The 12,405-nt window shown below is 37.1% G+C and carries 13 protein-coding genes; 12 read left to right on the forward strand and 1 reads right to left on the reverse strand.

Features of this window, described 5'->3' with window-relative positions:
• The first annotated feature begins 289 nt into the window (after positions 1-289).
• From ACLRVU_RS01995 to ACLRVU_RS02005, 3 genes are read left to right on the forward strand one after another with little or no spacing between them, the layout of a single operon-like run.
• Positions 290-697: a helix-turn-helix transcriptional regulator gene (locus ACLRVU_RS01995; RefSeq protein WP_412890474.1), complete on the forward strand. Its 408-nt coding sequence runs from the start codon at positions 290-292 to the stop codon at positions 695-697.
• Positions 694-1,014 (forward strand): hypothetical protein, encoded by a 321-nt coding sequence (locus tag ACLRVU_RS02000; protein ID WP_412890475.1) that lies wholly within the window; start codon positions 694-696, stop codon positions 1,012-1,014. Before ACLRVU_RS01995 ends, ACLRVU_RS02000 begins: the two co-directional genes overlap by 4 nt.
• Positions 999-1,586 carry a sugar O-acetyltransferase gene (locus ACLRVU_RS02005; RefSeq protein WP_412890476.1) on the forward strand — a complete coding sequence of 196 codons (588 nt, stop codon included), beginning with the start codon at positions 999-1,001 and terminating at the stop codon, positions 1,584-1,586. The genes ACLRVU_RS02000 and ACLRVU_RS02005 overlap by 16 nt, the downstream gene beginning before the upstream one ends.
• On the opposite strand, the gene ACLRVU_RS02010 is transcribed toward ACLRVU_RS02005, so the two are convergent.
• Positions 1,577-2,455 carry a LysR substrate-binding domain-containing protein gene (locus tag ACLRVU_RS02010; RefSeq protein WP_147548647.1) on the reverse strand — a complete coding sequence of 293 codons (879 nt, stop codon included), beginning with the start codon at positions 2,453-2,455 and terminating at the stop codon, positions 1,577-1,579. The two genes, ACLRVU_RS02005 and ACLRVU_RS02010, sit on opposite strands and share 10 nt — an antisense overlap.
• Before the next feature lie 121 nt (positions 2,456-2,576).
• Between ACLRVU_RS02010 and asrA the strand changes: the two genes are divergently transcribed.
• From asrA to ACLRVU_RS02055, 9 genes are read left to right on the forward strand one after another with little or no spacing between them, the layout of a single operon-like run.
• On the forward strand, positions 2,577-3,611 hold the full coding sequence (asrA, locus tag ACLRVU_RS02015) for an anaerobic sulfite reductase subunit AsrA (protein WP_147548649.1): 1,035 nt from the start codon (positions 2,577-2,579) through the stop codon (positions 3,609-3,611).
• Positions 3,611-4,405 carry an anaerobic sulfite reductase subunit AsrB gene (asrB, locus tag ACLRVU_RS02020; RefSeq protein WP_412890477.1) on the forward strand — a complete coding sequence of 265 codons (795 nt, stop codon included), beginning with the start codon at positions 3,611-3,613 and terminating at the stop codon, positions 4,403-4,405. The genes asrA and asrB overlap by 1 nt, the downstream gene beginning before the upstream one ends.
• A gap of 11 nt (positions 4,406-4,416) precedes the next feature.
• Positions 4,417-5,454: a sulfite reductase subunit C gene (gene asrC, locus ACLRVU_RS02025; RefSeq protein WP_041139341.1), complete on the forward strand. Its 1,038-nt coding sequence runs from the start codon at positions 4,417-4,419 to the stop codon at positions 5,452-5,454.
• 30 nt (positions 5,455-5,484) lie between these two features.
• Complete coding sequence (locus ACLRVU_RS02030) at positions 5,485-6,672, forward strand: glutamyl-tRNA reductase (RefSeq protein WP_412890478.1); 1,188 nt, start codon at positions 5,485-5,487, stop codon at positions 6,670-6,672.
• Positions 6,669-7,553, forward strand: coding sequence for a hydroxymethylbilane synthase (hemC, locus tag ACLRVU_RS02035; RefSeq protein WP_412890479.1), 885 nt, complete (start codon positions 6,669-6,671; stop codon positions 7,551-7,553). The genes ACLRVU_RS02030 and hemC overlap by 4 nt, the downstream gene beginning before the upstream one ends.
• The gene (gene cobA / locus ACLRVU_RS02040; RefSeq protein WP_412890480.1) at positions 7,553-8,995 is read left to right on the forward strand and encodes a uroporphyrinogen-III C-methyltransferase; all 1,443 of its coding nucleotides are present in this window, start codon (positions 7,553-7,555) and stop codon (positions 8,993-8,995) included. Before hemC ends, cobA begins: the two co-directional genes overlap by 1 nt.
• Positions 8,985-9,962, forward strand: coding sequence for a porphobilinogen synthase (gene hemB, locus ACLRVU_RS02045; protein ID WP_412890481.1), 978 nt, complete (start codon positions 8,985-8,987; stop codon positions 9,960-9,962). Before cobA ends, hemB begins: the two co-directional genes overlap by 11 nt.
• Positions 9,946-11,250, forward strand: a complete 1,305-nt coding sequence (gene hemL / locus ACLRVU_RS02050) for a glutamate-1-semialdehyde 2,1-aminomutase (RefSeq protein WP_412096662.1) — start codon at positions 9,946-9,948, stop codon at positions 11,248-11,250. Before hemB ends, hemL begins: the two co-directional genes overlap by 17 nt.
• On the forward strand, positions 11,231-12,340 hold the full coding sequence (locus ACLRVU_RS02055) for an NAD(P)-dependent oxidoreductase (protein WP_147548665.1): 1,110 nt from the start codon (positions 11,231-11,233) through the stop codon (positions 12,338-12,340). Before hemL ends, ACLRVU_RS02055 begins: the two co-directional genes overlap by 20 nt.
• Positions 12,341-12,405 lie beyond the last annotated feature (65 nt).

Consider the following 12,405-nt stretch of genomic DNA (forward strand, 5'->3'; position numbering starts at 1 on the left):
TGTAAAATGGATTTTTAACTTATGAAGAAAGATGAAACACATAGAAATTAACAGGGCGTTTTCTAGTGTGATACATTCATGGAAGTTAGAATCAGGGTAAATTTGAAAATCGACAATATTCGCGGAGGCTTCTGCTGAGACTAAAAAACGTATATGATTTTACATCGCCTTTTTTAACCTATATAATGTAATAAAGTAATGTTAAAATGATTTGACAAGATGACGAATCGATTTGATAGTCAAAATGGGGTTTATTTGCTTATAATACAAGTAGAAAGGGGAGGGTATGGTGTTTGGAGATAAATTAATAGAGTTAAGAAAAAGCAGAGGATTATCGCAGGAAAAAGTGGCAGAGCACTTATCTGTGACAAGACAAACGATTTCCAACTGGGAAACGAATCAAGCGATGCCGACAATCGATAAGGCAAAGGATTTATCCAAACTATTTAAGATTAGTTTAGATGAACTGTTAGAGAATGACATTTCTTCTATTATGATGGATCGTATGAGCAATGTTGAAAAACTAGCCAGTATGCTCATAAAAATTATTAAAGGATTTGGTGTAGTTTTAATCGTCTTACTGATCCTATGTATTTTATCAATCATCTTTTCTTATGGCAGTTTTAGAAATGCAAATCATAAATCTGTCCAGTCGGATAAGGGTGAAATTGTTGATATAGGAGGAGGCTTAGAATGAAAGACGTAAAAAAATGGGGGATTTATCTGATATGTCCGATCAGCTGTTTTTATATATTACCGATGCTTATCCGAGATACCGGATCTGCTATGTTTATCTTATTAGGTGCAGTCCCGATTTTATGTTTTGCCAACGGACTGTATTATGGGGTAAAAGAAAATAAAGCCGTGATGTATTCACTTCTTGTAGGCATTTTGTTTTTACCAACCATCTATTTGTTTTATAATTCCTCAGCAATTGTTTATACGGTTATATTTGCTCTATTATCTTTTGCAGGGGCAATGATTGGAAAGGGTATCCGATGGCAAAAAAGATGAGCGAAAAAGAAAAGATGATCCGTGGGCTGGATTATTCTCCCCTTGATCCACGGCTGATCTGGGAGCGCAACAGGACAAGCCGACTTTTAAAGCGATACAATCAAAGCACTTTTCATGAAATCAATATGCGGCATCATTTATTAAAAAAGTTGATCCATACAACAGGTAATTTTTGGGTGAAACCGCCATTTTATTGTGATTATGGCTATAATATTTATTTTGGGAAAGAGGTCCTGCTGAATTATGGCTGTGTCTTGTTAGATGTCTGTCCGATTTATATCGGTGATCATACATTGATAGGACCTTATACCCAAATCTATACAGCATGTCACTCTTTAGATCCGCAGAAAAGAAAAAAATCCATCGAATATGGAAAACCGGTTGTGATTGGTCAAAATGTTTGGATTGGTGGTGGCTGTATTATCTTGCCAGGAGTGTCAATCGGTGATAACAGTGTCATTGGGGCAGGAAGTGTTGTCACTAAGGATATTGAATCAAATGTCATTGCAGTCGGCAATCCCTGCAAAGTAATAAAAAAGAACGAGGCACAGGCGTGTCGTTCTTATGAATAGGTTTTGCAAGTCTCAATAAAGGCTTGCATTTTTTTATCAATGGTTTTATTTTTATGGGCACAAATTGAAAATTTTCTTTCTAAGATGATATTGCTGACATTGATGATCTGCAGCAATCCTTGCTGTAACTCATTTTCCACAAGCTTCACCGGTACAAGGGCAATTCCGTGATCGTTTAATACAGCCTGCTTCACAGCTTCCCAGCTGTGACATTGCCAAGTCGGATGTATCGTAAAATTCTGATCCTTCAAACAGCTTTCTAATTGTTCACGTGTTCCGCTGCCTTCCTCTCGGTCGATGAGATCCAATGCCTTTAAATCCTCCAAAACAAAATTGCTTTTGCCTTTTAAACCTTCATAATGGCTGGAAGCAACGAAAATCAGCTGATCATTGATGACAGGCTCCACTAAAATATCAGGATGTTCAATCGTGCCTTCAATCAATGCAATATCTAGTTTATTATTTAAGATCATTTCTTCAATTATATGGCTGTTATCAACATAAACTTGCAGCTGTAAACCGGGATTTTCCTGCTTTAACTTTTTTAGCATCGGTGCAAAGATAGTGCCGCCGATTGTCAGAGTAGCCCCAATGCGCAAAGGGAATTGATTGATATCAGAAAAGATATGATCGATTTCATCGAAAGACTCAAGAATCTGATTGGCTTTTTCCAATAAAATCTTTCCTTCATCACTGATTAAAAGTGTTTTAGAGTAACGTTCAAACAGCTTAACACCATAGAAATTTTCAATTTCCTGAATTTTTTGGGAGATCGTTGGCTGAGAAATATAAAGCGCTTTCGCAGCTTTTGACATTGATTTTGTTTCGGCTACGGTCTTAAAGATAAATAAATGTCTTCTGGTTATCATAAATTCCTCCTGCGTTATTGAAAAAATCAATAGATGTTATTTGTTTTTGCTATTACTATAATAACATAGATAGTGATATAATTGTTAATGTAAATATGAATTTAAGCTAGGAGGAAAAATAATGGGATATAAAGTCGTTTTTGAACAAGCGAATGATATCTTGGCTGAGTTGTCTAAGGAGTATGACATCTATGCACCAAAGAGATTTAGTAAACAAGGAAGATATTCAGATACGGATATTATTCGTTATGACTTAATTAACAAGGTAGAGGATATCGTATTCGATGAAAAATCAGATTACCCTGCAAAAGAAGTGATTACTCCAATCACGCAGTCATTATTCTATTTTACTGAAGATGAATATCGTGAAAGCAAAACAAAGAATAAACCGATTTTAATTTTCATGCGTCCATGTGACATCAATGCTATGGAACATCAAAATCAGATTTATTTAAAAAATGGGGGATTTGAAGACTTTTATTACAAACGTGTTCAAGACAGAGTGAAAATCGTTTTAATGGAATGTACTAGCGGTTGGGATACATGTTTTTGTGTCAGCATGAATGCCAATAAAAGTGATCATTACAGCTTAGCTGTTCGTCATCAAGAAGGAGAATTGATGATCGAAGTAAAAGATGAGACTTTTGCACCTTATTTTGCTGATGCTAAAGAAGAAGCATTTAATGTAGAATTCATTGAAAAGAATCAGATTGAAGTGACAATTCCTGAAATCAAGGATAAAGCCACCCTGAATGCATTGAAAAAACATCCAATGTGGCAGGAATTCAATAAACGTTGTATTTCTTGTGGAGCATGCACAATTGCATGTTCAACTTGTACTTGCTTTACGACAACAGACATTATTTATAATGAAAATGCGAATGTAGGAGAAAGAAAAAGAACTTCTGCATCTTGCCAAATTGAGGGATTTAGTGATATGGCCGGAGGACATTCTTTCCGTCCGACAACCGGAGATCGTATGCGTTATAAGATCTTACATAAATTCCATGATTATAAAGCACGTTTTAAAGATTATCATATGTGTGTAGGCTGCGGACGTTGTACATCAAGATGTCCGGAATGCATTTCTGTTACTGCAACAGTTAAGAAAATGGCAAATGCTATTGAAGAAATTGAAGCAAAAGGAGAGGAATAATGAATAATCCAGTTAAACCAGTACCTTGTAAAATTATTGATGTTAAAAAAGAAAGTGCTTTAGAATATACATTCAGAGTTGAAAGTGACATTAAACCGGATCATGGACAATTCTTACAATTATCTATTCCTAAAATCGGTGAAGCCCCTATCTCAGTGTCTGCTCATGGAGATGGATGGATGGACTTTACGATTCGTTCTGTTGGGAAAGTGACAGATGAAATTTTCAATAAAGGAGCAGGGGATACTTTATTCCTGCGTGGTCCTTATGGAAAAGGATGGCCTTTAGATCAAGAATTCAAAGGAAAACATTTAGTCGTTATTACCGGAGGAACAGGATTAGCCCCTGTAAGAAGTATGCTGAATACTTGTTTTGAAAATGATGGTTACGTAAAGAGTTTAAGCCTTATTTCAGGATTTAAAAATGAAGAAGGTATTATCTTTAAAGAAGAACTTAAAAAATGGAAAGAAAAGTTTACAACTTACTATACCTTAGACAAAGACCAAATCGATGGATGGAATGTTGGATTTGTTACTGATTTAGTAAAGGAAATCCCATTTGACAGCTTTGATGGAAATTATGCTGTCGTTATCGTGGGACCACCGATGATGATGAAATTCACCGCTGAAAAAGCAATGAGCTTAGGCGTGCCAACAGAAAAAATCTGGGTATCTTTCGAAAGAAAAATGTCTTGTGCCATTGGTAAATGCGGACATTGCCGTATCGATGAAACATATGTTTGTTTAGATGGACCAGTATTTAATTACACGACAGCGAAAGACTTATTGGATTAGGAGGACGAACAATGAATCACGATATTGATATAAAAAAATTAAGAATCAATTGCTTTAGACAATCAAAAGTACCTGGTGAATTCATGCTGCAAATGCGTGTTCCCGGATCAATGATCGAAGCAAAATATCTTCAGGTCGTTCAAGATATTGCCAGCAAATGGGGAAATGGCACTTTCCATATCGGAATGCGTCAGACTTTGAATATGCCTGGAATCAAATATGAAAATATTGAAGAAGTAAATAAATACATTCGTGGATATATCCATGATATTGAAATTGAAATGTGTGATGTTGATATGGAAGATACTGATGCTGGGTATCCAACAATCGGAGCTCGTAATATTATGAGCTGTATTGGGAATTCACATTGTATCAAAGCAAATGCCAACACATATAAATTAGCAAGAAAAATTGAAAAAATCGTATTCCCTAGCCATTACCATATTAAAGTGGCAGTCTCAGGATGTCCGAATGACTGTGGTAAAGGACATTTTAATGACTTTGGAATAATGGGTGTTGCTAAAATGGAATACCATCCTGAAAGATGTATTGGCTGCGGAGCATGTGTCAAAGCATGTGAACATCATGCTACTCGTGTACTGTCTTTAAATAAAGATGGTAAAGTAGACAAAGATACCTGCTGCTGCGTTGGCTGTGGTGAATGTACAATCGCATGTCCGACAAGCGCATGGACACGTAAAGAAACCAAATTCTATCGTGTGACATTAGGTGGGCGTACAGGTAAACAATTTCCACGTATGGGAAAACTGTTCTTAAACTGGATCACAGAAGATGCTCTTTTGCAAGTGTTTGGAAATTGGCATAAGTTCTCTGCTTGGGTAATGGATAATAAACCTGAATATATTCATGGTGGACATTTAATTGATATCTCAGGATATGCAAAATTTAAAGAAATCATCTTAGATGGTGTTGAATTAAATCCGGAATGTTTAGTAGCTGAAGAATTATATTGGACAGAAAGTGAACAGCGTGCAAATATTCACTTGAAACCAATCGAACAACATAAAAAAGCAGGACCACAAAATTAAAACCACGATTATCGTGGTTTTTTATCGGTTATGCAATTAGCAGTCATTGGTGTAAGTCATAAACAACTCTCTTTGGAAGAACGAGGGGTGTTTAGCTTTACAGATACTAAACAATTAGAGTTTTCAGGCTTACTGCTGAACGAAGGCATTGAACAGTGTGTCATTTTGTCTACTTGTAATCGCAGCGAAGTCTATGTCATGTATGAACAGGATATCGATTTTTTGAAATCGCTTTATTTAAATTATTTTAATCAGCCGCAGTCTTCCTGTTATTTAAAAAAAGGTAAGGAAGCACTGCGTCATCTATTAAAGGTGACATGCGGATTAGAATCCATGCTGGTGAGAGAAGATCAAATTTTAGGTCAAGTAAAACGAGCGTTGGAATTTTCTAAAAGTATGCAGCTGGGTGGAAAAGAGATTTATTTTCTTTTTCAAGAAACCATCAATTTCGTTAAGAAAATAAAAACAGAATATGTTCAGCCGTCTTTATCTCTCACTCATTTAGCGATTGCAGAATTAAATGAGCAATTCGATCTTAGTAATAGGAAGATTTTAATCTGTGGGGCAGGAGAAATATCACGATCATTTGTTCCGTATTTGTATAAAGATAATACACTTATCTTTGCTAATCGCACGAGATCGAATTTAGATGATTTATTAAAAGAATTTCCTGATATCCAAATTATCCCTTTTGAAAATCGAAAAGATGTTCTATCTGAAATTGATATTTTAATTAGTGCAACAGCGAGCCCGCACGTTATTTTTGATGCAAAGGATTTAGATCCGTATCCTATTTATGCGGTTGATTTAGCCTTACCTAAAGATATTGATAGGAATACAGTCGTGCCTTGTATTGATTTAGAAAGCTTAGAAGAGAGAATTCATATGAATAATCAGCTGCGTACTCAAGATGAACAGAAAATACTGGATGCGATTGAAGAAATGATTACTCATTTAAGCGATAAACTCGATAGTATTAAAAATGATTATATGATACAATCTTTACAGAAAAAAAGTTTGGAAATAGCGGATCATACGTATCAGCTTTTATCTCGAAAGTTATCGCTCTCAAAGAAAGATGAATATGTTTTAGAAAAAACATTGCGTGCGGCTTTTATGCAGGTGATGAAAGAACCGATTCATTTCATAAAAAACGGACAGATTGATGATGTCGCTATTATCCATAAATTATTTGATATAAAAGAGGATATTAAATGAAAATAACAATTGGAAGCCGTGGTTCGGCATTGGCATTAAAACAGACAGAATTAGTGATTGAGCAGTTAAAAATGGCATATCCAAATCATGATTATGAAATCAAAGTCATTCATACAAAAGGTGATAAGATTTTGGATGTTGCTTTGGATAAAATGAATGATAAAGGAATATTTGTAAAAGAGATAGAAAAAGAATTGATGGAGGGAACAATTGATCTAGCTGTACATAGTCTAAAGGATATGCCAAGCTTACAGCCAGAAGGACTTGTCTATACAAAAACCTTGGCAGCAAGCGATCCTCGTGACTGCCTGGTTTTAAAATCGGCGGATTCATTAGAAAGTTTGGCACTAGGAGCAGTTATTGCGACAGGCAGCAAACGTCGCCGCTATCAGCTCAAACAGATACGTCCGGATTTGAAATTCGTAGATATCCGTGGGAATATCAACACTCGTCTTAAAAAACTTGAGGAGCAGGATATTGATGGTTTAGTGCTTGCAAGTGCCGGGTTGCTGCGCTTGCAGCTGGATAATAGGATCAGTCAATATTTAGAGGAAACAATCATGGTACCCGCCTGTGGTCAGGGAATCTTGGCTATCCAAGCTAAAGAGAATAGTCCGCTCATTGATATGATTAATGCAATCAGCGATGAAGAAGCGAACCAGCGTTTAAAATGGGAACGTCTGTTTTTAAGTGAGGTAGAAGGAAGCTGTCATATCCCTGTTGGCGGTTACGCTAAATTAGAAGGGGAAGAGCTTCATTTTCATGCTTTGCTGGGCAATGAAGAAGGAACTGTTTTACTAAAAGAAGAGATTGTTTGCAAGAGCTGTGAAGCAGAAGATAAAATCAGAGCTTTAGCAAAACAAATGAAGGAGAAAATCTAATGGCAGGCAAAGTTTACTTAGTCGGCGGCGGACCAGGCGCTTTAGATCTTTACACATTAAAAGCCATGGAATGCATTCAAGAAGCAGACTGTTTAGTGTATGATCGTTTGATCGATCCGCAGATTTTAACCTATACAAAAAAAGAATGCGAATGTATTTATGTAGGAAAAGCGGCGAATCAGCACACTTTGCCACAGGATCAGATCAATCAGCTTTTAGTGGAAAAAGCACAGCAATATCAAAATGTAGTCCGTTTAAAAGGCGGCGATGTCTATGTATTTGGTCGTGGTGGAGAAGAAGCGCTTATATTACAAGAAAAAGGTATTGATTTTGAGGTTGTACCGGGACTTTCTTCTTCCATTGCCGGATTGTGCTATGCCGGTATTCCGATTACGCATCGAGGACTTGCTTCAGGTTTTGAAGTAGTTACAGCACACCATAAAAATGATACTGAATATGAATGGAATTATCATGAGTTTTTAAATGATCATAAAACCTATGTCTTTATGATGGGGTTATCTGAATTAGAACGGATTACTAAGGGGTTATTACAGGCTGGGAAAGCACCGTCAACACCGATGGCGTTGATCTCGAATGCCACTTTGCCTAATCAAAAGACTTGTTATGGACAGTTAAATACCATTGTGGATTTATTTAAACAAAGTGATCTGACTTCACCGATGCTGATCGTGATGGGAAAAACAGTGGAACTGCATGATCGTTTGAATTTCTTTTCTCAGGGGAGTTTATCTCAAAAGCGTATTCTGGTTACTGCACTATCTAACGAAACGCAAAGCTTATCCCGCTATTTTAAATCAGAAGGAGCGGTAGTCACTCAGCTGCAGGTAGGAGAGATTTGTTTGCTGGACTTTGAAATCAATTTTGACTGGGAAAATAAATTGATTGTGTTTACCAGCCGCAATGGAATTCGTGGATTTTTTGGCGGACTCTATCAAAAAGGGGTGGATTTACGTCAGCTGGCTTTTGTACGATTTGCCTGCATTGGGCAAAAATGTGCTCAAGAACTTGCAACTTATGGTTTTACGAGCGATATTGTATGTGATCAGGCAAACAGCGAAGATTTTAACCCGTTGTTAAGAAAAGAAATTTTGGAAAAGGAAACAATGCTTGTCGTCTGTGGCAGGGGAAGCTGTGCGATTGAAGCGCTTCATGAGGAAGACATATATCTGCCAGTTTATGAAAATAAAGAAATAGATTTAGAAATTTCAAATGATACTTATGATGCTGCTTGTTTCAGCAGTGCATCAGCAGTGCTGCGAACAGCTAAATCAAATATTCAGTTTAAAACAGCGGTTTCCATAGGGAAAATGACAACGAAAGCAATTCGTTCATTGTATCCGGATGTCCAAGTGATTGAGGCAGGGACCGCAAGTTATGAAGGCATGATAGAAGCAGTAAAGGAGAATAAACATGTTTTATAGAGGAAGAAGACTAAGAGAAAATAAAACATCAAGAGCACTGATGAGGGAGCATCATTTACGTCTTGATCAATTGATTTACCCGATTTTTGTTGTTTCTGGTGAGAATATTAAAGAAGAAATTTCATCTTTGGAAGGTGTATATCGTTATTCGGTTGATCGATTGAGAGAAATCATTGAAGAAATGCAGTACTATGGGATCAATGCATGTATCTTATTTGGAATCCCGGAGCACAAAGATGTTTTAGCGAGTGATGCCTATGATGATCAGGGGATTATCCAGCAGGCAGTACGTCAAATTAAACAGATTGCCCCCGATATGTTTGTCATCGGAGATGTGTGTATGTGTGAATATACCGATCATGGGCATTGCGGTATTTTAAATGAGGCAGGACAGGTGCTAAACGATGAAACATTAGCTTACCTTGCCAAAATCAGTGTCAGCTACGCAAAAAACGGGATGGATATGGTAGCTCCCAGTGCTATGATGGATGGTCAGATCCTAGCTATTCGTGAAGCTTTAGATGAACATGGATTTAAACATATTCCGATCATGGGTTATAGCGCTAAATATGCATCAAATTATTATGGTCCATTCAGAGAAGCAGCCAACAGTGCCCCTTCTTTTGGAAATCGTGCGGGGTATCAGATGGATGCTGCCAATTCAAAAGAGGCCATGCGAGAAATTGCGGCAGACATCGAAGAAGGAGCTGACATCATCATGGTAAAACCGGCACTTGCTTTTTTAGACATCGTAAAGGAAGCTCAGCTGACTTATGATATGCCGATTTGTGCGTATAATGTCAGTGGTGAATATGCCATGCTGAAATCCGCAGTTAAGTTGGGTCTGATGAAAGAAGAAGTAATTGAAGAATCCCTGTTAGCGATCAAAAGAGCGGGAGCCGATATGATTATTACTTACTTTGCTTTGGAATTAGCTAAAAAATGGAAGGGTGAGCCACATGTCTAATCGTGAATTGTTTAATGAAGCCTGTCAGTATATTCCCGGAGGTGTCAATTCTCCTGTACGCGCTTTTAAATCTGTTGACGGAATCCCGGTATTTGCGAAAAAAGGAAACGGCAGTCATTTAACAGATGAAGAAGGCAATGAATACATCGATTATATCTGCTCATGGGGTCCTTTAATTTTAGGACATGGACATCCTGTGATAAAAAATGCAATTATTGAAGCAAGCGCATTTGGAACCAGTTTTGGACTGCCTACCCAGTTAGAGGTAGAAATGGCTAAATTGGTCGTAGAAAGCTATTCGGGAATCGATCAAGTAAGAATGGTGAATTCCGGTACCGAAGCAACAATGAGTGCCTTACGTGTCGCTCGCGGATATACAAACCGCAGTAAAATCATAAAATTCGAAGGGAATTACCATGGGCATAGCGACGGTTTACTGGTAAAGGCGGGATCAGGCGCATTGACCTTTAATATGCCGACCAGTCCGGGCATTCCAGAAGAAATTATCTCTCAAACACTGGTATGTACATATAACGATCTTTCTTCTGTAGAAAAATGCATTGCTGAATATCCGAAAGATATTGCTGCCATTATTCTTGAACCTATTGCTGCTAATATGGGAATCGTTCCGGCAAATGCAGAATTTTTAAAAGGATTAAGAAAACTTTGCGATCAGCATCAGATTGTTTTAATTTTTGATGAAGTCATCACCGGCTTCAGAGTCTCATATCATAGCTGTCCTGAATATTTAGGTGTCATTCCGGATATGGTCTGCTTCGGAAAAATTATTGGCGGGGGACTGCCGGTCGGAGCATATGGCGGAAGAAAGGATATCATGGAAATGGTTTCACCAAGCGGACCGGTTTATCAGGCTGGAACTTTATCCGGTAATCCTTTAGCAATGCGTGTGGGTTTGGCTCAGTTAACCTATTTAAAAGAGCACATGGAAGTATATGAACATCTTGAAAGCTCTGCTCAATATTTAGAAAACGGAATCCTTAAAATTCTAAACAAATTGAGCTTATCATATCAGCTGCATCGTCAGAAAAGCTTATTGACATTATTTTTTACCACTCAGCCGATTCAGGGATATGCAGATGTTCAAACATGTGATACTGCAATGTACGCACTGTTTTTTAAAGAAATGCTGGCTCAGGGCATCTTGATTGCGCCCAGTCAATTTGAAGCATGGTTCATTAGTGATGCACACACAAAAGAAGATTTAGATAAAACTTTAGATGCTGTTTACAATGCATTGGTAAAATGCCATGATTCCTTATCTGATTGATTTTGCTGATAAAACAGTCATTATTGTTGGCGGGGGAAAAGTGGCATATCGTAAAATCCAAGATTTTGTAAGTGAAAAAGCTAACATTAAGGTGATTGCCCCCCAAATCATTGAAGATATACAGAATTTGCCATGTGAATGCCATATCCGAAATTATCAGTCAAAAGATTTAGATGGGGCTTTCCTTGTCTATGCGGCAACGGATAACCGTGTGTTAAATGAGCAGATCATGAAAGAAGCCAATGCCAGACATCTTCTTTGTGCCAGTGCAACAACGGATCATGCTAATCTGAGAAGTATGAAAAAAGTGGAAACTCAAGAGTTAATCTTAGGCGTGTCTACAAAACACACCTATCCTGCTTTTGCGGAATCATTGACAGGGAAATTGAAAGTGTTTGATGAACCTTTGATGCTTCTTTGTCGAATAAGGAAGTTTGTTTTAGAAAATAACTTAGTTTCCAAAGAACTTCGAGCTTTATTTTTCAAAAATTTACTATTATTCAGCAACGATGAATTAGAGATTATCGATTTTTTGATGAGACAGCCATCGATGCTTTTGCTTATATTTAGTGGTCTGTTAGAAAAAGAAAGCTGGGAATTTGCAAAAATATGTCAGGCAATGCCTATATCTTATCGTGATGAGTTTTATCTCACGAAAATAAAAACATTATTAATGATGAAAGTGAACTGGCAGATTCAGCCGATGGTCCTGTCATATGGCAGAATTTATGAAAGAATCAGTGAAAGTGTTATGCCTTATTTGACTAATGAGCCTTTATTTACAAATGATCATCTTCTTTCTTTTATCTACAAGGAATATAAAAAATCACGTTTATTCATCATTCATCCTAGAGGTAATTCAGATTTAAAAAAACTTCTTAGCAGCTTTGGGGAAGTGATCGAATTTCAAGAGAACCTCTCTTTAAAGTCTTATGACGAAATTATTCCATTCATCTTATCAGAAGGTTATCACTATAAACATGATATTGAGACGTTAACTATCAATCCGAACTATTTAATGCCGGTTTTGCTTAAACAAGAAAAGTACAGAGAGTTATTAGCTAACAAAATCAAGCAGCGCTTTATATAATATGAGCACAAGGCGTGCTCTTTTTCTATACAATTTAAATGATTTTGTTTATACTTAAAGGAGTA

The sequence above is a fragment of the Beduini sp. genome (assembly GCF_047239305.1).
GTDB lineage: Bacteria > Bacillota_I > Bacilli_A > Erysipelotrichales > Coprobacillaceae > Beduini.

Bases quoted from the DNA above. Each gene is read 5' to 3' on its own strand.
- ACLRVU_RS02000 (WP_412890475.1), top strand. From the start codon at position 694: ATGAAAGACGTAAAAAAATGGGGGATTTATCTGATATGTCCGATCAGC.
- ACLRVU_RS02005 (WP_412890476.1), top strand. From the start codon at position 999: ATGGCAAAAAAGATGAGCGAAAAAGAAAAGATGATCCGTGGGCTGGAT.
- asrB (WP_412890477.1), top strand. From the start codon at position 3,611: ATGAATAATCCAGTTAAACCAGTACCTTGTAAAATTATTGATGTTAAA.
- hemC (WP_412890479.1), top strand. From the start codon at position 6,669: ATGAAAATAACAATTGGAAGCCGTGGTTCGGCATTGGCATTAAAACAG.
- ACLRVU_RS02030 (WP_412890478.1), top strand. From the start codon at position 5,485: ATGCAATTAGCAGTCATTGGTGTAAGTCATAAACAACTCTCTTTGGAA.
- asrC (WP_041139341.1), top strand. From the start codon at position 4,417: ATGAATCACGATATTGATATAAAAAAATTAAGAATCAATTGCTTTAGA.
- hemB (WP_412890481.1), top strand. From the start codon at position 8,985: ATGTTTTATAGAGGAAGAAGACTAAGAGAAAATAAAACATCAAGAGCA.
- asrA (WP_147548649.1), top strand. From the start codon at position 2,577: ATGGGATATAAAGTCGTTTTTGAACAAGCGAATGATATCTTGGCTGAG.
- ACLRVU_RS02055 (WP_147548665.1), top strand. From the start codon at position 11,231: ATGATTCCTTATCTGATTGATTTTGCTGATAAAACAGTCATTATTGTT.
- cobA (WP_412890480.1), top strand. From the start codon at position 7,553: ATGGCAGGCAAAGTTTACTTAGTCGGCGGCGGACCAGGCGCTTTAGAT.
- ACLRVU_RS02010 (WP_147548647.1), bottom strand. From the start codon at position 2,455: ATGATAACCAGAAGACATTTATTTATCTTTAAGACCGTAGCCGAAACA.